The sequence below is a fragment of the Pseudomonas sp. H3_A02 genome (assembly GCF_054671965.1).
Genome location: NZ_CP162807.1, coordinates 1,782,743 through 1,803,963 on the forward strand (window position 1 = coordinate 1,782,743; position 21,221 = coordinate 1,803,963).

The 21,221-nt window shown below is 58.9% G+C and carries 20 protein-coding genes and 2 pseudogenes; 8 read left to right on the forward strand and 14 right to left on the reverse strand.

All coding sequences use genetic code 11. The annotated features are described in order from the left end of the window. Positions 1-39 precede the first annotated feature (39 nt). The 3 genes from AB4N80_RS07685 to fdhA all read left to right on the forward strand — a co-directional run bounded on the left by AB4N80_RS07685 (position 40) and on the right by fdhA (position 3,106). Complete coding sequence (locus AB4N80_RS07685) at positions 40-672, forward strand: sarcosine oxidase subunit gamma (RefSeq protein WP_122566626.1); 633 nt, start codon at positions 40-42, stop codon at positions 670-672. A gap of 182 nt (positions 673-854) precedes the next feature. Continuing rightward, the gene (gene purU / locus AB4N80_RS07690; RefSeq protein ID WP_060740301.1) at positions 855-1,712 is read left to right on the forward strand and encodes a formyltetrahydrofolate deformylase; all 858 of its coding nucleotides are present in this window, start codon (positions 855-857) and stop codon (positions 1,710-1,712) included. 194 nt (positions 1,713-1,906) lie between these two features. Continuing rightward, positions 1,907-3,106 carry a formaldehyde dehydrogenase, glutathione-independent gene (fdhA, locus tag AB4N80_RS07695; protein WP_122566627.1) on the forward strand — a complete coding sequence of 400 codons (1,200 nt, stop codon included), beginning with the start codon at positions 1,907-1,909 and terminating at the stop codon, positions 3,104-3,106. A 584-nt stretch (positions 3,107-3,690) separates the two neighbouring features. On the opposite strand, the pseudogene AB4N80_RS07700 reads toward fdhA, so the two are convergent. The 5 genes and pseudogenes from AB4N80_RS07700 to AB4N80_RS07720 form a co-directional block, all read right to left on the reverse strand. Further along, positions 3,691-4,232: pseudogene (locus AB4N80_RS07700) on the reverse strand (RHS repeat-associated core domain-containing protein); the annotation flags it as partial. A gap of 121 nt (positions 4,233-4,353) precedes the next feature. Further along, complete coding sequence (locus AB4N80_RS07705; protein ID WP_240998467.1) at positions 4,354-5,352, reverse strand: RHS repeat-associated core domain-containing protein; 999 nt, start codon at positions 5,350-5,352, stop codon at positions 4,354-4,356. A gap of 28 nt (positions 5,353-5,380) precedes the next feature. Then, positions 5,381-5,593, reverse strand: coding sequence for a cold-shock protein (locus tag AB4N80_RS07710; protein ID WP_122566629.1), 213 nt, complete (start codon positions 5,591-5,593; stop codon positions 5,381-5,383). A 190-nt stretch (positions 5,594-5,783) separates the two neighbouring features. Then, positions 5,784-6,056: a hypothetical protein gene (locus AB4N80_RS07715; protein WP_122566630.1), complete on the reverse strand. Its 273-nt coding sequence runs from the start codon at positions 6,054-6,056 to the stop codon at positions 5,784-5,786. Between the two features lie 305 nt (positions 6,057-6,361). Next, positions 6,362-6,937, reverse strand: coding sequence for a hypothetical protein (locus tag AB4N80_RS07720; protein WP_122566631.1), 576 nt, complete (start codon positions 6,935-6,937; stop codon positions 6,362-6,364). A gap of 215 nt (positions 6,938-7,152) precedes the next feature. On the opposite strand from AB4N80_RS07720, the gene AB4N80_RS07725 reads away from it, so the two are divergent. Beyond that, positions 7,153-7,728 (forward strand): DUF2780 domain-containing protein, encoded by a 576-nt coding sequence (locus AB4N80_RS07725; protein WP_122566632.1) that lies wholly within the window; start codon positions 7,153-7,155, stop codon positions 7,726-7,728. A gap of 35 nt (positions 7,729-7,763) precedes the next feature. Here the strand turns inward: AB4N80_RS07725 and AB4N80_RS07730 are convergent, their stop codons facing one another. From AB4N80_RS07730 to AB4N80_RS07745, 4 genes are all read right to left on the reverse strand, one after another. Beyond that, positions 7,764-8,159, reverse strand: coding sequence for a DUF3757 domain-containing protein (locus AB4N80_RS07730; RefSeq protein WP_205929613.1), 396 nt, complete (start codon positions 8,157-8,159; stop codon positions 7,764-7,766). Between the two features lie 115 nt (positions 8,160-8,274). Then, positions 8,275-9,228: an RHS repeat-associated core domain-containing protein gene (locus AB4N80_RS07735; protein WP_122566633.1), complete on the reverse strand. Its 954-nt coding sequence runs from the start codon at positions 9,226-9,228 to the stop codon at positions 8,275-8,277. A gap of 234 nt (positions 9,229-9,462) precedes the next feature. Next, positions 9,463-10,473: an RHS repeat-associated core domain-containing protein gene (locus tag AB4N80_RS07740; RefSeq protein WP_240998468.1), complete on the reverse strand. Its 1,011-nt coding sequence runs from the start codon at positions 10,471-10,473 to the stop codon at positions 9,463-9,465. A gap of 80 nt (positions 10,474-10,553) precedes the next feature. Further along, complete coding sequence (locus AB4N80_RS07745) at positions 10,554-11,447, reverse strand: acyltransferase (RefSeq protein WP_122566634.1); 894 nt, start codon at positions 11,445-11,447, stop codon at positions 10,554-10,556. A gap of 356 nt (positions 11,448-11,803) precedes the next feature. Between AB4N80_RS07745 and rloA2 the strand changes: the two genes are divergently transcribed. Next, positions 11,804-12,310, forward strand: coding sequence for a retropepsin-like aspartic peptidase RloA2 (gene rloA2, locus AB4N80_RS07750; RefSeq protein ID WP_122566636.1), 507 nt, complete (start codon positions 11,804-11,806; stop codon positions 12,308-12,310). A 668-nt stretch (positions 12,311-12,978) separates the two neighbouring features. Here the strand turns inward: rloA2 and AB4N80_RS07755 are convergent. Beyond that, a pseudogene (locus AB4N80_RS07755) lies at positions 12,979-13,512 on the reverse strand (RHS repeat-associated core domain-containing protein); the annotation flags it as partial. 179 nt (positions 13,513-13,691) lie between these two features. Here AB4N80_RS07755 and creB point away from each other — a divergent pair. From creB to creD, 3 genes are all read left to right on the forward strand, one after another. Further along, positions 13,692-14,372, forward strand: coding sequence for a two-component system response regulator CreB (gene creB / locus AB4N80_RS07760; RefSeq protein WP_122566638.1), 681 nt, complete (start codon positions 13,692-13,694; stop codon positions 14,370-14,372). Beyond that, entirely contained in the window at positions 14,372-15,790 is a 1,419-nt protein-coding gene (gene creC, locus AB4N80_RS07765; protein WP_122566639.1) for a two-component system sensor histidine kinase CreC, read from the forward strand. Before creB ends, creC begins: the two co-directional genes overlap by 1 nt. A 226-nt stretch (positions 15,791-16,016) precedes the next feature. Then, positions 16,017-17,390 carry a cell envelope integrity protein CreD gene (gene creD, locus AB4N80_RS07770; RefSeq protein WP_122566640.1) on the forward strand — a complete coding sequence of 458 codons (1,374 nt, stop codon included), beginning with the start codon at positions 16,017-16,019 and terminating at the stop codon, positions 17,388-17,390. A 222-nt stretch (positions 17,391-17,612) separates the two neighbouring features. Here the strand turns inward: creD and AB4N80_RS07775 are convergent, their stop codons facing one another. From AB4N80_RS07775 to AB4N80_RS07790, 4 genes are all read right to left on the reverse strand, one after another. Then, positions 17,613-18,242, reverse strand: coding sequence for a glutathione S-transferase (locus AB4N80_RS07775; protein WP_460081382.1), 630 nt, complete (start codon positions 18,240-18,242; stop codon positions 17,613-17,615). Between the two features lie 81 nt (positions 18,243-18,323). After that, the gene (locus AB4N80_RS07780) at positions 18,324-19,622 is read right to left on the reverse strand and encodes an MFS transporter (RefSeq protein WP_460081385.1); all 1,299 of its coding nucleotides are present in this window, start codon (positions 19,620-19,622) and stop codon (positions 18,324-18,326) included. A 206-nt stretch (positions 19,623-19,828) separates the two neighbouring features. Next, a complete protein-coding gene (locus tag AB4N80_RS07785) occupies positions 19,829-20,008 on the reverse strand; it encodes a hypothetical protein (RefSeq protein WP_460081387.1) in 180 nt (59 codons plus the stop codon). Then, on the reverse strand, positions 20,005-21,135 hold the full coding sequence (locus tag AB4N80_RS07790; protein ID WP_460081390.1) for a PepSY-associated TM helix domain-containing protein: 1,131 nt from the start codon (positions 21,133-21,135) through the stop codon (positions 20,005-20,007). The genes AB4N80_RS07785 and AB4N80_RS07790 overlap by 4 nt, the downstream gene beginning before the upstream one ends. Between the last annotated feature and the right edge of the window lie 86 nt (positions 21,136-21,221).

Here is a 21,221-nt window from a genome sequence, read left to right on the forward strand (position 1 = left end):
ATCGGCAGGTCAAAGCAGAATTCAAGACAGGTGCTCCATATGACCGCAGTCAACGTGTACCAACAACGCCCAACCACCGGGGCCAAGGCCGAGTCGTCGCTGCACCATGCCGACCTCGCCAGCCTGGTGGGCAAGGGTCGCAAGAACGCCGGCGTGACCGTGCGCGAGAAAAAACTCCTGGGTCACCTGACTATTCGTGGCGACGGCCACGACCCGGCGTTCGCCGCCGGCGTGCACAAGGCCCTGGGCCTGGAATTGCCAGGCGCCCTGGCCGTCATCGTCAAGGGTGAAACCAGCCTGCAATGGCTCGGCCCGGATGAATGGCTGCTGGTGGTACCCACTGGCGAAGAGTTCGCCGCCGAGCAGAAACTGCGTGACGCCCTCGGCGACCTGCACATCCAGATCGTCAACGTCAGCGGCGGCCAGCAGATCCTCGAGCTGTCCGGCCCGAACGTGCGCGACGTGCTGATGAAATCCACCAGCTACGATGTACACCCAAGCAACTTCCCGGTGGGCAAGGCCGTGGGTACGGTGTTCGCCAAGTCGCAACTGGTGATCCGCCACACCGGCGAAGACACCTGGGAACTGGTGATCCGCCGCAGCTTCTCCGATTACTGGTGGCTGTGGTTGCAGGATGCCGCGGCGGAGTATGGGTTGAGCGTGCAGGCCTGAAGCACTGCAATCTTTGTGGGAGCAAAACTGTGGGAGCAAAGCTTGCTCGCGATACAGGCGCTTGAGTTCCAGATAGACCGCGTTGTTTTTATCGCGAGCAAGCTTTGCTCCCACAGATAAATCCTCCGCCACAGGTTCTGTGTGTGGCGGGGGGTTATCCATAACGAACAGGAGTCACCGCAATGAGCCGCGCCCCAGACACATGGATCTTGACTGCCGATTGCCCCAGCGTGCTCGGCACGGTGGACGCGGTGACCCGCTTTCTGTTCGAGCAGGGCTGCTATGTCACCGAGCACCATTCCTTCGACGACCGGCTCTCGGCGCGTTTCTTCATTCGCGTGGAGTTTCGCCAGCCCGACGGTTTTGACGAGCAGGCCTTTCGCGCCGGCCTGGCCGAGCGTGCGCAAGCCTTCGGCATGGTCTTCGAACTGACGCCGCCCAACTACCGGCCCAAAGTGGTGATCATGGTCTCCAAGGCCGATCACTGCCTCAACGATTTGCTCTACCGCCAGCGCATCGGCCAGTTGTCCATGGATGTGGTAGCCGTGGTCTCCAACCATCCCGACCTCAAGCCGCTGGCCGACTGGCACCAGATTCCCTACTACCATTTCCCCCTGGACCCGAACGACAAGCCGGCCCAGGAGCGACAGGTGTGGCAGGTGATCGAAGACACCGGTGCCGAGCTGGTGATCCTTGCCCGCTACATGCAAGTGCTGTCGCCGGAGTTGTGCCGCAAGCTCGACGGCAAGGCGATCAACATCCATCACTCGCTGCTGCCGGGCTTCAAGGGCGCCAAGCCGTATCATCAGGCCTACAACAAAGGCGTGAAACTGGTGGGCGCCACGGCGCACTACATCAACAACGACCTGGACGAGGGCCCGATCATCGCCCAGGGCGTGGAAGTGGTGGACCACAGTCACTATCCCGAAGACCTGATCGCCAAGGGCCGGGACATCGAAGGGCTGACCCTGGCCAGGGCCGTGGGGTATCACATCGAAAGAAGGGTGTTCTTGAACGCCAATCGTACTGTGGTGCTGTGATGGACGCCTTCGCGAGCAAGCCCGCTCCCACATTCGACCGCGTTCCACCTTTGGAATGCAGTCGAATGTGGGAGCGGGCTTGCTCGCGAAGAGGCCATTACTAACAACGCAAAAACAGCATCTGTAACCCGAGCAATCAACGCGCTGCCTGCCTGGGCAACGCAGTTCCACAAAAACAACAGCGAGGTGAAAGCATGTCTGGTAATCGTGGTGTCGTGTATCTCGGCAACGGCAAGGTCGAAGTACAGAAAATCGACTATCCAAAAATGCAGGACCCGCGCGGCAGGAAGATTGAGCACGGTGTCATCCTGCGCGTGGTCTCCACCAACATCTGCGGCTCCGACCAGCACATGGTCCGCGGTCGTACCACTGCCCAGACCGGCCTGGTCCTGGGGCACGAGATCACCGGTGAAGTGATCGAAAAGGGCAGCGACGTCGAGAACCTGAAAATCGGTGACCTGGTGTCGGTGCCGTTCAACGTCGCTTGCGGGCGCTGCCGTTCCTGCAAGGAGCAACACACTGGCGTCTGCCTGACCGTCAACCCGGCCCGTGCCGGCGGTGCCTACGGTTATGTGGACATGGGCGACTGGACCGGCGGCCAAGCTGAATACGTGCTGGTGCCATACGCCGACTTCAACCTGCTGAAACTGCCGGACCGCGACAAGGCCATGGAGAAAATCCGCGACCTGACCTGCCTGTCCGACATTCTGCCGACCGGCTACCACGGCGCCGTCACCGCCGGTGTTGGCCCTGGCAGCACCGTCTACATCGCTGGTGCCGGCCCGGTTGGCCTGGCGGCGGCCGCTTCCGCGCGCCTGTTGGGCGCGGCGGTGGTGATCATCGGCGACGTCAACCCGGTTCGCCTGGCTCACGCCAAGGCCCAGGGTTTCGAAATTGCCGACCTCTCCACCGACACCCCGTTGCACGAACAGATCGCCGCGCTGCTGGGCGAGCCTGAAGTCGACTGTGCCGTCGATGCAGTAGGGTTCGAAGCCCGCGGCCATGGCCATGACGGCGTCAAGCACGAAGCCCCGGCCACCGTGCTCAACTCGTTGATGGGCGTGGTCCGCGTCGCCGGCAAGATCGGCATCCCCGGCCTCTACGTCACCGAAGACCCGGGCGCCGTCGATGCGGCGGCCAAAATGGGCAGCCTGAGCATCCGCTTCGGCCTGGGCTGGGCCAAATCCCACAGCTTCCACACCGGCCAGACCCCGGTGATGAAGTACAACCGCCAACTGATGCAGGCGATCATGTGGGACCGCATCAACATTGCTGAAATCGTTGGCGTGCAGGTGATCAGCCTGGATGACGCGCCGAAGGGTTATGGCGAGTTCGATGCGGGCGTGCCGAAGAAGTTTGTGATTGATCCGCATAAGTTGTTCAGTGCGGCGTAAGGTTGGAAGCAAGACGGGAGAAGGGCGACAGTGATGTCGCCCTTTTTATTTTCATGATGAATGGAGCTTTTCAATCGCCGCTTTTCGATTGGCCTTGGTTAGGGGGGCGACGGCTCTGCGTCCCTGATAATTTCACCGCGTGTTTGTCCTGAATACCAAAATTTCGACTGTGTATAGGTGGGTGGCGGTGCGGGAGTCGGGGGTAGCAGCCCCTCAATTCTTTGCCGATACCTCTCCAAGTCGTCACGATACTTGTTTCGGTTGTGCTGTATGTCTTCCAGAAGTTTAGAAAATCCAGTGCGTCTATTACGAGGTACTCGCCCCAACTTAATGATGTGGGCTGCTTGTATCTCTTGTTTAATAATATTGGTGCTGTCGTTGATAAGAGACCGCTCGAGCTGCCAGATGTCTGCATCGATAATGTCTGAAGTCAAAGGCCGTTTCGGTGAAAATCGCACCATAGGCTGTTTGATAAAATCCCCAGGCACTTTCTTGAACGAAATACGCAATTTGACGCCGTGAACCATAAAAATATCTTTAGGTGTCCTGATTCCTACCCAATTAACAAGTCCTTTGAAGGGGCTGGTAATAATATTGAAATGCCCCGTTGGATCGCTCTTATTAATGGGGTCGCCCAGGCCATACGCGTAAGGATTCAACCCACCTTTTCCAAATGGGCTCATCGAATCCGGACTATTGAACCGCATCAGCGTTGGGTTAAACGCCCGATAACCATTCCCCAATAAATAGTGCCCTGTCACCGGGTCCGGCCGTTCGCCGTTGAAGCCGAGCAGGCTGAGCAAGCCGCTTTGCGCAGCGTGATGACCGTAGGGGGGTAGGCGAGGGGATGAGGTTGCGTGGCATCGAGCGCATGCAATACCGAGCGTTGCGGATCGGTGCCCAGCAAGGTGGTTTCGACGACGCCATCCTGGCGCTGTTGTTGGGCCAGGAGCTGGTCGTCCTGCTGGAAAATCGATCGTTGTACCGAGCCCTGGATTTCGCTGGTCAGACGCTCCTTCAGGTAGAAGCGCTGGGTGCGGGCCTGGGCCGATGGTGTGCAATCGGCCAGGCGATCCAGTGGGTCGTAGTGGTAACGGCAGAGCAAGGTTTCATCTGTGGAGGACATGGGCTTTGCTCTGTGAGAAATACAGATAGCACTATCATGTTCAGGCAGAAGGCCGGTTGTCTAGCTAGCAGAAGTGTTAGGTGCGGCTGCGTGGCCTATCTCCAACGATAGACCTAATTACTTATCGGCTTGGGTCTCTTATTGAGCTGGCATCTTGCGAAATTTTGTGATGCACATTGGCATTGGCATTGTTTTGAATGGAGGCGGTGGACGAGCGCTTGTTATATGTTGCACTTGGTTGAACAGGTGGTTTTTTTTTCTGCGATATTCCCACAATATTTAAAAGGTTTTCTTTTATCTTCGGCCACAGCGGGCCGGTTTGTCGCGCGGTGCGTAGGGCGATGACACCGCGGGCAGCGGCTCCTCCCACTAACGCAGCCGTGCCTGCGGCCGAAACATAGGCTCCGATCGGCCTGCCTGCCAGCTGCATGATTGCTCCGACAGCACTAGCTATGGACCCAGACAGACTGATACGGGTAGCCACCAGCGCAATTCCCGTCACTTTAGGCCCTAGAATCATCCCCGCAGGAACAATGCTGTGCAGTGCAATAGTTAAACCGCGTTGTACGGCAGTCAATATTGATATGGCGAACTCGCCCGTTGGGTCTGCGTGGTTAATAGGGTCTCCCAAAGCATAGGCGTAAGCGTTTACTCCACCTTTATTAAATGGGCTGCGCCTGTCCGGGCTATTGAACCGCATCAACACCGGATTGAACGCTCGATAACCATTGCCCAACAAATAATGCCTGGTCACTGGGTCCGGTCGTTCGCCGTTGAAGCCGAGCAGGCTGAGCAAGTCGTTTTCCGCAGAGCGGTGGCCGTAGGGGGTGTAAGCGAGAGGATGAGGCTGTGTGGCATCGAGCGCATGCAATACCGAGCGTTGCAGGTCGGTGGTGAGCAAGGTGGTTTCGACAGCGTCATTCTGGCGCTGCTGTTGCGCCAGGAGTTGCTCGTCCTGCTGGAAAATCGATCGTTGTACCGAACCCTGGATTTCGCTGATCAGGCGCTCCTTCAGATAGAAACGCTGGGTGCGGGCCTGGGCCGATGGTGTGCAATCGGCCAAGCGATCCAGTGGGTCGTAATGGTAGCGGCAGAGCAGCGTTTTGCGGTTCGCCGACATGGGGTCGTTCTCTGGAATGGAAGTCGCTTTATTCCGGCGTCACTCTCGTGGCCTGCATGCCTTTGTCGCTCTTCTCGATTTCAAAGAAGACCGTTTGCTTCTGTTTCAATGTTCTATAACCCTCGCCGGCTATCGCCGAGTAATGAACGAACAAGTCCTCGCCTCCTTTGCCGCAGGTAATGAAGCCATAGCCCTTTGCATCGTTAAACCATTTAACGGTTCCTTTGATTCGGTCGTTCATTTTTATTATTCCTGTTTGCCCGAATGATGAAAGGCACAGGGACTGTGGTTTGCCCATAGCCTTGTTTTTCGTTGTCACGGCTGCAGCTTAGGGACCGTATGAACAGCTGCCTACTGTCAACGTTGACAGTAGGCAAGACCGAGAGGGAATAAGGGCTTGCGCGTTGATAGTCGGATGACTGCCGCCGCGGTCAGGCCATGGCGTGTGCCTGCAAGCGTCGGCCAATCACATCCAGCACATCGCAGCCGTCGCGCAACGGAATCGCCAGGAGCAGGGCGACGTCGTGGAGGACGACGGCGTCGGAACTGAGCTCTTCGCGAAAAGCGATGTTTTCCAATAGTTGGGTCACGGCACGGATGCGGTAGGCGGCGGTTTCGTGGAGGACGTCGAGGGGGGCTTGGGTGTCGATGAGCAGGGCAGCGGGGGAGCAGTCGACGCCGGTGAGGGGCATGTATCGGTTCATGGCTAGAGCCTTTATTGATTAATAAAATTTGGACTTCAGGCCGTAGTGTTTCGAGTCGCCAAACCCGAGTCGCCATGTGGACGACGGGACGAACTATAGGCATCGCCGATTGGCTGGAGCAAGGCTCGCTGTTGCGGGGGATTTCCCAAGTAGTTGTAAGATTTTTAGTCGTGAGTATTCACGTATGTACACCGCCCCATTGTGGCGAGGGAGCTTGCTCCCGCTCGAGTGCGAAGCGCTCGCCGTTGGTATCCGAGAAGCGGGGCCGCTTCGCAGCCCAGCGGGAGCAAGCTCCCTCGCCACGGTTACTGCCGGGCCGTTGCGGTCTCGACCCGTTCGCAGAATTCAGGGTAGAACCCTTTGGCGCTAGGGCCTTGGCAATAGGTTTGCGCCTGGGCCAGGGCGTCGGCGCTGAAACTCAGGCTGCGAGGCATGCCGGCAAAGGTTTCGTAGCCGCCTTGTTGGGTCTTGATGGCGTCAAACCCCTGCATGTCGTAGACCAGTTCCACGTCATCATCGGCAAGGATCCGCGCCTTGACCGTCACTTGCGTGTACTGCTTGCCCCCTGGCGCATCATTGAGCGCCGCCAGGCCGTGGCCGACAACCCGCAGCATATGCGGAACCCAGGGCTCGCAGTCATCCGCGCAAGTGCCAGGACGGTAGCGCACGGTCAGCGTGTGTTGGTCGCCGGTCACCTCGGTCAGGGTCGGGTCGGAGCGCTTGATGCGGTGCTCGATGGTCATCCAGGTCTTTTGTTCTTCACTGGTGCCCTCGGCAACGTCCGGATTCAGCGGGCCGCGCTGGCATTCGTTGACGCCCAGGACAATGAGCATGCCGGTCAGGATGACCGCCAGGGTGGCGCCGCCGATTTTTACGTTCATGGGCTAACTCTGCTGGAGAAAGCGGCACTGTACGGTAATGGAGCGGGCGAGGGCAGGGTGCCTTCGCATTGCAACGATAACGGGTCGACCACGTCCACCAGGCTTTCGCTTCCCATTCGTATGCGTTTAGGAACAATCCCCCTCCACGCCAGTCCAAAGCACGCTTTACGCCGCTCTTTATGAGCGGCTTTTTCATGCTCAAGAGGAAGTCCCGGATGAAGATTTCACGAGGTTTTGCACTGTCCTGGCTGCTGACACTGGCCGCCAGCCCGGCCTTCGCGCAGTTCAGCCTCAGCGATGCCGCCAATGTGGTGTCGGCCATGCAGGGCAGCTCGGGTGAGGAAGAGGGCGCCGTAGCCGCCGCGCCGAAAGCGGCTGGGTTGCTCAACACCCTGGGGTCGGAACTCAAGATCACACCGGAGCAGGCCATCGGCGGTGCCGGCGCGATGCTGGGGCTGGCGAAGAATCGGCTCAGCGAGCCGCAGTTTTCCGAGTTGAGCAAGAGTGTGCCGGGCCTGGATCAGATCGCCGGAAACAGCGCCATCGGCGGGCTCAACGGCCTGGGCGGTTTGCTCGGGGGCGGGTCGGACAAAAATGCCTTGCTCGACGGCCTGCTGGGTAACGTCAAGGACACCGATGACCTGAACAATGCCTTCAGCGCGCTGGGCATGGACAGCGGCATGATCGGCCAGTTTGCCCCGATTATTCTGCAGTACCTTGGTCAACAGGGGGTTGCCGGTTCGTTGTTGCAGAACCTGGGGGGTATTTGGGGGAGCGGCGCGGGGGTGTGAAGAGGGTGGCGACATCTAAAATCCGCCACGGGGTATCAGAATTTCAAGCTGAAGTAGTCGGTGTTCATCCGTCTACATGTATTGGTGTCCCGGCTGGCGCAACGGTTGGCCGCTGAGGGCAAAGACGTCGGCTGATAATCCAGCGTGAGATTGTTCTCGCCATAATTGCAAGTGATGGTCACTCTCCTCTGTGTCAATTCATCTTCGTCGGGTTCATGGATCGCGAACTCGGCGTCGTTGAGTTGCTGTACCGCCGGGTTGGCCTCCTGCTCCAGGTCCTGCCCCTGCCATTGGCGGTCATCCTGGATTTCTACTGTTTCAGTGGTGCCATGGATCTGTATCGCGGCCGGACAAGTGGCTTCTCCGGCGTGGACATGGCCGATGATCAGCAGGCACATTCCAGCGCCGCCGTCAGTTATAAAGTTTCGCATTGGGTTGTCTCCACAATGTGTCCCGGCGACATGTTTGCGGCTGTGCTTGGTGAGGGCTACTGTCAGAGCTGACAGTTTTTTATGTTGATTTGGAATTAGAGAATTTGTTTTCTGTTCATGTTTGGCGGATGTTTCTGTTGATACCAGATCTGGGACTAAAGTCATGGTGGACTTTGGATTTGCCGACCTTAGACAATAAATCGGGATGGACATAGAGGCCTGCTTCTCTAAGCGTAGTCATAGACTTTTTGTCTAATGGAAATGGGAAAATGAAAACATGATCTTTTTGATTTGGTACGGTGATAAAGACTTGCTTTTCTATGATGGTGAAGTTTTTTTGTAATGGTTCAGGTTTTGTGACAGGTCGCAGTGGTTTCGATGCCTTCCGTGGGGGGAGTGGTGGTGCCAGTGACTGTTGCTCGAGTACCGGGCTTAAAGGTGTCTGGTTTGAAATAAGTGATTGTATTGACTCTGTGTTTGTAAGCGCCTTTGGCTTTAAGTTGAATACCCTTCGGAGGAGTTTTCTTATTCCGAAAATATGTCCTGATGGATCCGTCCGATTCTTCGGGTCTCCTCCACAGTATGCATAAGCATTCACCCCACCCTCCCCAAACGGACTCCAACTGTCCGGGCTGTTAAACCGCATCAACACCGGATTGAACCCCCGATACCCATTCCCCAACAAATAATGCCCCGTCACCGGATCCGGCCGTTCGCCGTTAAACCCAAGCAAACTGAGCAGACCGTTTTCCGCCGGGCGATAGCCATAAGGTGTATAGGCAAGGGGATGAAGCCGGTTCGTATCGAGCACATTCAGCACCGACCGCTGCTGATCAGTCGCCAACAGGGTGGTATCGACCTTCACATCCTCGCGCCGAAGTTGCGCCAATAACTGGTTGTCATGTTGGAAAACGCTACGCTGCACCGCGCCCTGTATCTCCGTCGCCAATCGGCTCTTGCAGTAAAACCGCTGAATTCCAGCTTCAGCAGAAGGCGCACAATCGGCCAGACGATCCAGCGGGTCGTAGCGGTAGTGACACAATACGGTTTCGCGAGGGGCGATAGGCATGCTCCGGGCTCCGTGCAGGGTCCAAACATCCGGGCCTCTAGCATCGGAGCTTTTTCAGCCGCTGCCTACTATCAGAACTGTTAGGTTTCCTGTTCTTCGCTGCGTAAGGCAGCGATAAGCTGGTCTTTTCAGTCCAGAGCTGGTTACGCAGTTTCCTGGACATGCTGGCGAAACACCCGTTGATACGGCAGAACAAATCGACCCAGTCGGATATTCTTTGGTCGGGCAACATATTTAAAGGCCGTTAAGGCGAATATCTATATTTGCTAATACTAGCTCTCTTGCGGAGCGATTTAACTCTGTTAGGCGAGACGGGCCAGCCCTGGTAATTAGCCGTTCATTATAAAGCAGTAGCTTATCAAGAGGCGCCTCCGGTGCGGAGTCCTTCACTTTAATCAGGAAGTTCTCATATGCGCCGTTGTCACGTTTAGTTGGGTATCTAGCGTTTTTCAGTGTCGAAGAAGTTGTCGTTTGCCTGCTCGGCGTTGGAGTCATTGAAGGTGGCTGCTGCATGCTCGCCATTGGAGTCACTAAAGATTGCTGCCTCGGCGATGTTTTTACACTTTTTGGGGTTGGATTAATTGTTCCAGGCCCGGTGAGTTTCGCAACGACACCGGGTTGGGCAGTGGCACCTGGGGTGTTTTTAGGAGCCTTTGGTTTCATGCTGAAGAGTCTGCTGAAGAATTTTCTGAGAACCTTGAATCCCCCCCACATATGTCCAGACGGATCCATCCGATTCCGCGGATCCCCTCCACAGTAAGCATACGCATTTAATCCCCCCTCCCCAAACGGACTCAAACTATCCGGACTATTAAACCTCATCAACACCGGATTGAACCCCCGATACCCATTCCCCAATAAATAATGCCCCGTCACCGGATCCGGCCGTTCGCCGTTAAACCCAAGCAAACTGAGCAAGCCGTTTTCCGCCGGGCGGTGGCCATAAGGTGTATAGGCAAGGGGATGAAGCCAGTTCGCATCGAGCACATTCAACACCGACCGCTGCTGATCAGTCGCCAACAGGGTGGCATCGACCTTCACACCCTCGCGCCGAAGTTGCGCCAATAACTGGTTGTCATGTTGGAAAACGCTACGCCGCACCGCGCCCTGTATCTCTGTAGCCAATCGGCTTTTGCAATAAAAGCGCTGAATACCGGATTCAGCAGATGGCGCACAATCGACCAGACGATCCAGCGGGTCGTAGCGGTAGCGGCACAACACGGTTTCACGAGGGGCAACAGGCATGCTCCGAACTCCGTGCAAGGTCCAAACATCCGGGCCTCTAGCATCGGAGCTTTTTCAGCCGCTGCCTACTATCAGAACTGTTAGGTTCCAATCCCTTCGTTGCGCAATTCGGCGATGCGCTGGTCCTTTTCAGTCCAGAGCTGATTAACCCAGTCCTGCACCTGCTCGCGAAACACCGGGTCGTTTTCGTAGTCGCCCTGCCACAGTGCCGGGTCCAGTTCGCGGGTCTGGATGTCGATGATGACCCGCGGCACCGCGCCGCTGATCAAGTCCCAGAACCCGGGAATGCGCGCTTGCGGATAGACCACGGTCACGTCCAGTACCGCGTCCAGTTGCTCGCCCATGGCCGCCAGCACGAACGCCACGCCACCGGCCTTGGGCTTGAGCAGGTGGGTGAAGGGCGATCGCTGTTGTTGGCTTTTGGTGGCGGTGAAGCGGGTGCCTTCGAGGTAGTTGACCACGGTGACCGGTTGGCGCTTGAACAGCTCGCAGGCGGCCTTGGTGATTTCCAGGTCTTTGCCGGCCAGTTCCGGATTTTTCGCCAGGAACGCCTTGGTGTAGCGTTTCATGAAGGGGTAATCCAGTGCCCACCAGGCCAGCCCCAGGAACGGCACCCAGATCAGTTCCTTCTTGAGGAAGAACTTGAAGAACGGCGTGCGCCGGTTGAGGGTCTGGACGAGGGCGGGGATGTCCACCCAGGATTGGTGATTGCTGATCACCAGGTAAGACGTATCGCTGCGCAGCTCTGCGCCGCCGCGGATGTCCCAGTGGGTGGGGATGCACAGGGCAAAGATCAGCTTGTCGATCTCGGCCCAGGTCTCGGCGATCCACATCACCGCCCACGAGGCATAGTCGCGAAAGCGCCCGGGCAGGACCAGTTTGAGCAGGGCGAACACCATCAGCGGCCCGAACAGCACCAGAGTGTTGAGCAACAGCAGCAGGGTGACGAAACAGCCGGTGAGCAGGCGGCGCATAGATGACTCTTGCAAACGGGTGGGCGGGCCATGATAAGCAAGCTTCAGGTGGTAGGCCAAATCGGTGTGGACGAAAGTTTCACTTGGGCTTGGCTAAACTGGGCTGGCTTTTTGTGGCGAGGGGATTTATCCCCGTTGGGTTGCGAAGCAACCCCCAAAACAGTCAACTCGAATAGCCAGGTGTACCGCGATGTCAGGCTCTCAGGGGGCGCTTCGCACCCCAGCGGGGATGAATCCCCTCGCCACAGAGGTAGCGCTTGGCTGGAGTTTCTCTTGACCATTGCTATCGAAATCAACCGAACGAATTCATCAGCCACGGTCTAAAACCCCACTCCCACAATGGAAGCCCTAACTCCATGAAGTCAGTCCTCGCCCTGCTTTCCCTGATAGCCCTTCCAGTGCTGGCCGCCGAGCCGACCCTGTACGGGCGCTATGAGTACATCGCGCTGCCGGAAATCGGCGGTCAAGTGCTCAAGGCCAAGATGGACACCGGCGCCCTGACCGCCTCGCTGTCAGCCAAGGACATCGAGACCTTTACCCGTGACGGCGATGATTGGGTGCGCTTCCGCCTGGCGACCAAGGATGCGGACAACAAGGTCTACGAACACAAGATCGCCCGCATCAGCAAGATCAAGACCCGTTCCGAAGAGGATGAGGACGACGACGAAAAAATCGCCCCCACCAAGCGCCCGGTGGTCGATCTGGAGCTGTGCCTGGGTAATGTCAAGCGCACCGTTGAGGTCAACCTGACCGACCGCAGCAGTTTCAATTACCCGCTGTTGATTGGTGCCAAGGCGTTGCGTGAGTTCGGCGCGGCGGTGAACCCGGCGCGGCGGTTTACGGCGGATAAGCCGGACTGCTGATGGTCGGAGATAACCATGGAGTAGTCCAGAATGCCGATCAAGACCCCTAAAAAGTATGAGACGATTTCCGAGGTGTAAGCGGCTTGGGTATTGTTGTAGTGATGCTTAATGAGTTGAAGTGCGCGGGCGTTATTGGCGAATTTTTTGAAATAAGTCGATTCCGGTAAACCTTCTTATATATTCGGCTCGAGTCTGTCGTATGTGTCGAACTGTCTCGATGCGTTGGAATTCTAGTGGTGCAGTTGAATTTAGGTAGTTGTATTTCTTTACCGCGCTTACGCTGTTTAGGTTCGTAAAGTGAGATATGGTTATGTCAAAGTGGGATGTGTCGAGGAGTGGCTTTCCGTCGATTAGAACGCGATATTCTAGGTAGGGGTTTGGGTATTCTTCAAAGTGATACCCCGCTTCGCCATTTCATAGCCTCTCAGACTTTCTGTTAGATCGGTAATGTCGTCGGTGACGGTGTAGGCGTTTTGGTTTTGTAGTGCTCTTTCGTTCTCTTTTATCAAGGTTGTTGTGTCCTTTATTTTTTTGCGCCTTTGGACATGTCGTGCTCTATTTTTTAATTGTTTGATGGTGAGTGCTTCAGGTCTTAAGATTCCTTTCGGGAGCGAATATTTTTGTCCTGTTGGATTTTTAAAGAAAATGCTCATGAATGGTTTAATTGAAATATGGCCCGAAGGATCCGTCCCGTTAACTGGATCTCCTGCGCAATAGCTATAAGCATTTAACCCGCCTTCCCCAAACGGACTCAGACTGTCCGGACTGTTAAACCGCATCAACACCGGACTGAACCCCCGATACCCATTCCCCAATAAATAATGCCCGGTCACCGGATCCGACCGCTCGCCATTAAATCCAAGCAAACTGAGCAAGCCATTTCCCGCCGGGCGGTGGCCGTAGGGTGTATAGGCAAGGGGGTGAGGCCGGTTCGCATCGAGCACATTCAAGACCGACCGCTGCTGATCGGTCGCCAGCAGGGAAGTATCAACCCCTACACCCTCGCGCCGAAGTTGCGCCAGCAACTGATCGTCGTGCTGGAAAACGCTACGCTGCACCGCGCCCTGTACCTCGGTAGCCAATCGGCTTTTGCAGTAAAAACGCTGAATCCTGGCCTGCTCAAAAGGCGCGCAATCGACCAGACGATCCAGCGGGTCATAGCGGTAGTGGCACAGCACGGTTTCGCGAGGGAAGTCCGGCATCGACTGAGCTCCGTCTGAAGTCCAAAAAACCGACCTCTAGCATCAGCCGTTTTCCAGCGCTTGCCTACTATCAGAACTGTTAGGCATGACCGCCAACCACTGACAAACTCGACTGCCGATTGACTCCCCCCAAGCCTTGCGGCACCGTTCCGGCAACTTTACTGCCGGGCTCGCAAGCCATGCCTCATATCCTGATTGTCGAAGACGAAGCCGCCATCGCCGATACGCTGGTGTTTGCCCTGCAAGGGGAGGGGTTTGACACCACCTGGTTGAGCCTTGGCGCGGCCGCCCTTGAGCACCAGAAACGCACCCCGGCGGACCTGATCATTCTCGATGTGGGCCTGCCGGATATCAGCGGATTCGAGACTTGTAAAAATCTCAGACGTTTCAGCGACGTTCCGGTCATCTTTCTGACAGCCCGGGATGGCGAGATCGACCGGATCGTGGGCCTGGAGATCGGTGCCGACGATTACGTGGTCAAGCCCTTCAGCCCCCGCGAGGTGGCGGCCAGGGTCCGGGCGATCCTCAAGCGCGTGGCGCCGCGTCCGGCGGCGGAGTCGAGCACGGCGCTGTTTCAGGTCGATGCCGACCGTGTGCAGATCAACTATCGCGGCACACCGCTGAACCTCACCCGCCACGAATTCCGTCTGCTCAATTGTCTGCTGGAGCAACCCGAGCGGGTCTTCAGCCGTGAGCAATTGCTCGATGCCCTGGGCGTTGCCAGCGATGCCGGCTACGAGCGCAGCATCGACAGCCACATCAAGAGCGTGCGCGCCAAGTTGCGCCTGGTCCGGGCCGAGGCGGAGCCGATCCAGACACATCGGGGCCTGGGCTACAGCTACAGCCCGGGGCACAGCTGATGTCGCTGGGGATCCGGATTTTCCTGGTGTATGTGTTGTTTATCGCCTTGACCGGTTATTTCGTGCTCAACACGGTCATGGAGGAAATCCGCCCCGGCGTGCGCCAGTCCACCGAAGAAACCCTGGTGGACACCGCCAACCTGATGGCCGAGATCCTGCGGGACGATTTCAAGGCCGGCACCCTCAACCAGAATCGCTGGCCACAGTTGCTCAGAGCCTACGGCGAGCGCCAGCCGGCGGCGACGATCTGGGGCCTGCCGAAGAACCAGGTCAGCCATCGCATCTACGTCACCGACGCCAAGGGCATGGTGGTGCTCGACTCCAGTGGCGTGGCGGTGGGGCAGGATTATTCGCGCTGGAACGACGTCTACCTGACCCTGCGCGGCCACTACGGCGCCCGTTCGAGCCGCAGCGATCCTGACGATCCTGCGTCTTCGGTGATGCACGTCGGCGCGCCGATCCGCGACAACGGCCGGATCATCGGCGTTGTCACCGTCGCCAAGCCCAACAGTTCCTTGCAGCCTTATGTCGATCGCACCGAGCGGCGGCTGCTGCTCTATGGCGCCGGCTTGGTGGCCCTGGGCTTGTTGCTGGGCGGCTTGCTGTCGTGGTGGCTCAGCGCGGCACTGCGGCGCTTGACGATCTATGCCCAAGCGGTCAGCCAGGGGCGTCGGGTGGAAGTGCCGCATTATCGCGGCGGCGAGTTCGAGCAACTGGCGGGCGCCGTGGAGCACATGCGCACCCAGCTCGAAGGCAAGGCGTACGTCGAGCGTTACGTGCACACGCTCACCCACGAACTCAAGAGCCCGCTGGCGGCGATTCGCGGCGCCGCCGAACTGCTGCAAAGCGACATGCCCGCCGCCCAGCACCAGCGCTTTGTCAGCAACATCGACAACGAAAGTGCGCGCATGCAGCAGTTGATCGAACGCTTGCTCAACCTGGCCCAGGTCGAGCAGCGCCAGGGGCTGGAAGAAGAAGTCGCGGTGCCGTTGGCAGCGTTGATGGCTGAGTTGCTGGAAGCGCGCGGCGGCTGGATCGAAAGTCGCCAGTTGACGGTTGAACAGCACATCGCTGCCGACCTGACGCTGACGGGCGAGCCGTTCCTGTTGCGCCAGGCCTTGGGCAATTTGCTGGAGAACGCCCTGGACTTCACCCCCGTCAACGGCCTGCTACGGGTCAGCGCCGAGCGCCGTGGGAACCGCGTCGAGATCCGCCTGTTCAATCAGGCCGCGCCGATTCCCGACTACGCGCTGCCGCGCCTGAGCGAACGCTTCTACTCCCTGCCGCGCCCGGACAGCGGCCGCAAGAGCACCGGCCTGGGGCTCAACTTCGTGGAGGAGGTGGTGCAGTTGCATGGGGGGCAGTTCAGTATTGGCAATGTCGAGGGTGGGGTGGAGGTGGTTTTGCGGTTGCCCTGAAACCGCATCTGCTATCTGACTCAGCACCATCCTTTGTGGGAGCGAGCTTGCTCGCGATAGCGGGGTGTCAGTCAGCATAACTGGCACTGACCCACCGCTATCGCGAGCAAGCTCGCTCCCACAGAGGTGCCTGGTTCTGCTTCTCCACACAATCTCCACATTCCCCCCATAAACGCCTCACACAGCCACCCCAGACTCTCCCTCATTCGAACAGGGAGAGCCCCACATGAACCGCAGTCTCGCCATTAAACTGGGCATGATCGCCCTCTTGATTCTCTTGCTGATGATCCCGCTGTTGATGATCAACGGCCTCATCGACGAGCGCCAGGAATTGCGCGACGGTGTGCTGCAGGACATCGCCCGCAGCTCCAGCTACAACCAGCAACTGATCGGACCGATGATCGTGGTGCCGTTTCGCAAGAGCGTGAAGGTCTGGAACACCAACGAGAAGACCGGCGTGCGTTTCCTGGAAACCGTCGAGCGCACGGGCGAGTTGTATTTCTTGCCGGAGCAATTCGAGCTCGACGGCCAGGTCCGCACCGAGACCCGTGCCCGGGGCATCTACGAAGCGCGGATGTTCCACGCCGATAACCGCATTGATGGCCGCTTCAAGGTGCCTGAGCGCTACGGTGTCGCCGCCAAGGACTTTGCCGACTACCGCTTCGACGAACCGTACCTGAGCGTCGGCATCAGCGATATTCGTGGCATCGAGAATGCGCTGACCCTGACGCTGAACCAGCAGACCGTCGACTTCCTGCCCGGCTCGCGACTCGGCTGGCTGGGGCAGGGTGTGCATGTGCCGCTGCCGATGATCACCGCCCAGGGTGGCCCTGAGCTGACCTTCGGTTTTGATCTGCGGCTGCAAGGCACGGGCGAGTTCCAGATTCTGCCGGTGGGCAAATCCACCAAGGTGCACCTGTCGGCGGACTGGCCGCACCCGAGCTTCATCGGCAACTACCTGCCCAGCAATCGTGAGATCAATGAGCAGGGTTTCAGTGCTGACTGGCAGACCTCGTTTTTCTCCACCAACCTGCTGGAGACGTTGCAAGCCTGCGAGCCGAGCGATGGTTGCGAAGCGTTCCGCAGCCGAGCCTTCGGGGTGAGCTTCATCGACCCGGTGGACCAGTACCTCAAGAGCGACCGGGCGATCAAATATGCGCTGCTGTTCATTGCCCTGACGTTCGCCGGCTTCTTCCTCTTCGAAGTGCTCAAGAGCCTGGCAGTGCACCCGGTCCAGTACGCCTTGGTTGGTGTGGCGCTGGCGTTCTTCTACCTGCTGCTGTTGTCGTTGTCGGAGCACATCGGCTTCACCCTGGCGTACCTGGTATCGGCCAGTGCCTGTGTCGTGCTGATCGGGTTTTATGTCTGTCATGTGCTGCGCAGCGTGAGCCACGGCCTGGGGTTCTCGGCGGGGCTGGCGGGTTTGTACGGTTTGCTCTACGGCCTGTTGAGCGCTGAGGACTATGCGCTGCTGATGGGCTCGCTGTTGCTGTTCGGCCTGCTGGGCGTGTTCATGGTGCTGACCCGCAAGCTGGATTGGTATGGGGTTGGGGCGAAGCCGGCGGCTGCGATGAACTTCGAGTTGGGAGAGGTGAAATGAGCCGGTCGTTGGGGTTGCGTGAAGATCAGCGCGAGGGGGAAAAGTTGGTGGCGCTGATTGCTGGGTTGTTTCCTCTGGATCCGGTGCGCTGCCATCGCGGGCAAGCCTTGCTCCCACAGGTTGAGTGGGTCCATGTGGGAGTTAACCTACTCCCACGGGTTGAGCGAGGTCTATGTGGGAGCAAGGCTTGCCCGCGATAAGGCCGGCTCGGCTAACGCAGAGCTAGATCCTGGGCACTGTCTCAAGCATCGAAGGCCGCAAGCTCACCTCGGCAAACCACGCCGCCAATTGCGGGTTGGCCTCGCGCCATTCCAGATCGGGATGGCGCAGGTCCAGGTAGCCGAGGGCGCAGGCCACGCTGATGGAGGCCACGTCGAAATGGCAGGCCAGTTCGGCAATCGCGTCGGCTTCGAGCAGGCCCAGGGCCCGGCGAATCTTGTCCCGTTGCGCATCGAGCCACTCGTCCCAGTGTTTTTCCACCGGGCGCAGCGCGGTTTCGTAGCGGATCATCACCGAGGCATCCATGATCCCGTCGGCCAGGGAGGCCAGGGTCAGACGCCGCCAGCGGGCCGCGCCGTCCCGGGGGATCAGCGGGTTGCCGACGTGCTGGTGGTCGAGGTAGTCGAGGATGACGCGGCTGTCATGGATGACCGTCCCGTTGGCCAGGCGCAGGGCCGGGATCTTGCTCAACGGATTGTCGTGGATCAGCGCCCGGTCCGGCTTGACCGGGGTGAGCTGGCTGAGCTGCAACGCCACGCGGTCTTGCTGGCCGGTTTCGTGCAGCAGCACCAGGACCTTGCGCACGAAGGGCGAGGCAGGGTTGTGGAACAGCGTCATGCTGGGGGTGGACATGGCAACGTCTCGATCAGTGGGACTTGCTGCACAGCATAGCGTTCATGCGACCGAGCCGAATAGGCCCGGCCGCAAGGTGCCTCAGGCGGCCGGTTGCAGGGCTTGTGGCTCGGGCGACGGCGTTGCCGGTTGGTGCTTGAGTTCTCGGGCGACAGTCCAGACGATGAACGCGGCGATGACGTCGAAGATCGCCAACAGTACGAACAGTGGGCTGTAGCCGATCTGGGTCACCATGACGCCAAACAGCAACGTGAACGCGGCGGCGCCCAGGTAACCGAACATCCCGCCCATGCCGGTGGCGGTGGCGACTTCATTCTTGCCGAATGAATCGGACGTGATGGCGTACAGCGCGCCGGACAGGGTCTGGTGGGCAAAGCCGCCGATGCACAGCAGGGCGATGGCGGTGTAGGGGCTGGCGACCAGGCCGATGCACGCCGGGCCGATCATGCAGGACGCACCGAACAGCAGGACCATTTTGCGCGAGGTGAACAGCGACACCTTGCAGTATTTATGGAAGAACGGGCTCAGGTAGCCGCCCAGCACGCAACCGAGGTCGGCGGCCAGGAACGGCAACCAGGCGAACATCGCGATCTCCTTGATGTTCATGTGCCGCTCGGTCATCAGGTACAGCGGGATCCAGGCGTTGAACGTCTGCCAGGCCGGCTCGGAGAGGATCCGGGCACTGGCGATGGCGTAGAAGTTGCGGCTGGCGATGATGCGTTTCCAGCTGCCTTTCTTTGGTGTCGGGTCTTGGAAGTGCGCTTCCTGGCCGCTGAGGATGTAATCACGCTCGGTGTCGCCCAAGAGCTTCTGGTCGCGCGGATGCTTGTAAAAGATCAGCCAGAGAAACGTCCAGGCCACGCCCAGGCCGCCAACGATCAGGAACGCCAGCTCCCAACCGCTGTTCAGGATCGCCCAGACCACGAGCGGCGGAGCCAGCACGGCGCCGATCGAGGAACCGATGTTGAACCAGCCGATGGCCACCGAGCGTTCCTTGGCCGGGAACCATTCGGTAGAGGTCTTGACCGCAGCCGGCAGCCCGGCCGCTTCGGTCAGGCCCAGCAAACCCCGGAAAAACGCCAGGCCTTGCCAGCCCGAGGCCATGGCCGCCGCGGCACAGGCGATGGACCAGGCGAACGCGAAAATGGCGAAACCCATCTTGGTACCGATGGCATCGATGATGTAGCCGGCCACCGGTTGCATCAACGCGTAGCAGATCTGCCAAGCCACGACGATGTGGGAATACTGCTCGGTGGAGATGTTCATTTCGCTCATCAGGGTGGGCGCGGCCACCGAGAGGGTATTGCGAGCCAGGTAGTTGACCATCAGACCGGCCGTGACCAGGCCGACCATCCACCAGCGGATGCCTTTGATTTTCATCACTTCACCATCAATTATTTTTGGATTTGGCGTCGCATTTTGCGTTGTAAGTTGTCGTACAACTGGCGCACTTATAGAGGGTCAAGAATTAATTTGTCAACAAATATGTCAAAGGCTGGGTGATCTGAAACACCCGGCGCGCCTGCAGTTGTCGTATGACGAAGAGAGAGGGGGCGCACACTCTGGCAAATGCGCGCCCGGAGGACTCAGCGGCGGGGGACCAATCCCCACACCGCCACCACGGAAGGTATGCCCAATCCGAGCCAACTGACGGCGTCCCACAGACCGTCACCCAGCAATGCGCTGAACAACCCCGCCGCGCTAAGCGCACCGATCATCAGGGGAATACCAAACACTTTCCAGAAACTCGACTGCCGAGGTCTCACGAGGCGACCTCCGTGCCGACGGTTGCGCGCTTGGCCGCTTTACGTCGCACCAGCCACAGGTAGACGCCGCTGCCGAGGACGATGATGGTCAGCACATCGAGGGTCGCCCAGAAGATCTGCATCGGCCGGCCACCGTAGTCGCCAAAGTGCAGGGGCAGGGACAGGCTCATCATGTCCATGTACCACGGCCGTTCGGCGACGGCGGTGACGTCCAGGGTGGTGGCATCGATCAGCACGGGCGTGAGCAGGTGCGAGGTCAGGTGAGTGTCACCCTTCATGAAGACGCTGTAGTGGTGCTCGCTGGAGAACAGCGTGCCGGGGAAGGCGATGAAGCTCGGCGCCATGCCCGGTGCGACGCCCTTGGCGATGTCCAGCAACCGGGTGGCCGGCGCCAGCTGGGTCAGTGGCGGGACGTTGCGGTAGGGTTCGACCATGGCGCTGAGGCTGTCGTTGCGCCACGCCGCGATGAGCAGGTCGGCGCACGCCGCGATGACGCCGGTGACGCCCACGGTCAGCGCCCAGACCAGCGTGACCACGCCGATCAGGTTGTGCAGGTCGAGCCAGCGCAGGCGCGTGGATTTGTCCTGGCGCACCGTGGCGAACGTCAAGCGGCGCATGAACGGCAGGTACAGGACCACCCCGGAGACGATGGCAATCACGAACAGCAACCCCATGAACGCCAGCAGCAACTTGCCCGGCAGCCCGGCGAACATGTCCACGTGCAGGCGCAGCATGACCATCATGAAACCGCCATTGGCCGAGGGCATTTCCAGGGCCTCGCCGGTACGCCCGTCGAGCATGAAGGTGTGGGAGGCGTTGGGTTCGGTCCCTGGTGTTGGCGCCATGATGGTGATGACGCCGTTGGGCTCGTCATCGTCCCAGCCAAAATACTGGACCACCTCGCCCGGGCGATGGGCCTTGGCTTTTTCCACCAGTTGCGCAAGGTCCAGCGGTGGCGTGCCGGCCGGCATTTCCCGAAGCTCGGGGGCGTCGCCCAGCAGGTGTTCGATTTCATGGTGGAAGATCAATGGCAGCCCGGTGATCGCCAGCATCAGCAGGAACACCGTGCAGATCAGGCTGGTCCAGGTGTGGACGAAAGACCAGCGGCGGATGGTTTTGCTTTTCATGAGCGATCCGGATGCAAGAGGGCACGATCTCTGAGGCCCGTCAGTCACGCTGCGAAACCTGTGGGAGCGAGCTTGCTCGCGAAAGC

What these genes read in the sequence shown, in the direction of transcription:
- AB4N80_RS07790 (WP_460081390.1), bottom strand. Translation starts at nt 21,135, where the DNA reads ATGAAAAGCAAAACCATCCGCCGCTGGTCTTTCGTCCACACCTGGACC.
- creC (WP_122566639.1), top strand. Translation starts at nt 14,372, where the DNA reads ATGTCGCTGGGGATCCGGATTTTCCTGGTGTATGTGTTGTTTATCGCC.
- AB4N80_RS07710 (WP_122566629.1), bottom strand. Translation starts at nt 5,593, where the DNA reads ATGAACGACCGAATCAAAGGAACCGTTAAATGGTTTAACGATGCAAAG.
- AB4N80_RS07705 (WP_240998467.1), bottom strand. Translation starts at nt 5,352, where the DNA reads ATGTCGGCGAACCGCAAAACGCTGCTCTGCCGCTACCATTACGACCCA.
- purU (WP_060740301.1), top strand. Translation starts at nt 855, where the DNA reads ATGAGCCGCGCCCCAGACACATGGATCTTGACTGCCGATTGCCCCAGC.
- creB (WP_122566638.1), top strand. Translation starts at nt 13,692, where the DNA reads ATGCCTCATATCCTGATTGTCGAAGACGAAGCCGCCATCGCCGATACG.
- rloA2 (WP_122566636.1), top strand. Translation starts at nt 11,804, where the DNA reads ATGAAGTCAGTCCTCGCCCTGCTTTCCCTGATAGCCCTTCCAGTGCTG.
- creD (WP_122566640.1), top strand. Translation starts at nt 16,017, where the DNA reads ATGAACCGCAGTCTCGCCATTAAACTGGGCATGATCGCCCTCTTGATT.
- fdhA (WP_122566627.1), top strand. Translation starts at nt 1,907, where the DNA reads ATGTCTGGTAATCGTGGTGTCGTGTATCTCGGCAACGGCAAGGTCGAA.
- AB4N80_RS07745 (WP_122566634.1), bottom strand. Translation starts at nt 11,447, where the DNA reads ATGCGCCGCCTGCTCACCGGCTGTTTCGTCACCCTGCTGCTGTTGCTC.
- AB4N80_RS07735 (WP_122566633.1), bottom strand. Translation starts at nt 9,228, where the DNA reads ATGCCTATCGCCCCTCGCGAAACCGTATTGTGTCACTACCGCTACGAC.
- AB4N80_RS07740 (WP_240998468.1), bottom strand. Translation starts at nt 10,473, where the DNA reads ATGCCTGTTGCCCCTCGTGAAACCGTGTTGTGCCGCTACCGCTACGAC.
- AB4N80_RS07725 (WP_122566632.1), top strand. Translation starts at nt 7,153, where the DNA reads ATGAAGATTTCACGAGGTTTTGCACTGTCCTGGCTGCTGACACTGGCC.
- AB4N80_RS07720 (WP_122566631.1), bottom strand. Translation starts at nt 6,937, where the DNA reads ATGAACGTAAAAATCGGCGGCGCCACCCTGGCGGTCATCCTGACCGGC.
- AB4N80_RS07780 (WP_460081385.1), bottom strand. Translation starts at nt 19,622, where the DNA reads ATGAAAATCAAAGGCATCCGCTGGTGGATGGTCGGCCTGGTCACGGCC.
- AB4N80_RS07715 (WP_122566630.1), bottom strand. Translation starts at nt 6,056, where the DNA reads ATGAACCGATACATGCCCCTCACCGGCGTCGACTGCTCCCCCGCTGCC.
- AB4N80_RS07775 (WP_460081382.1), bottom strand. Translation starts at nt 18,242, where the DNA reads ATGTCCACCCCCAGCATGACGCTGTTCCACAACCCTGCCTCGCCCTTC.
- AB4N80_RS07730 (WP_205929613.1), bottom strand. Translation starts at nt 8,159, where the DNA reads ATGCGAAACTTTATAACTGACGGCGGCGCTGGAATGTGCCTGCTGATC.
- AB4N80_RS07685 (WP_122566626.1), top strand. Translation starts at nt 40, where the DNA reads ATGACCGCAGTCAACGTGTACCAACAACGCCCAACCACCGGGGCCAAG.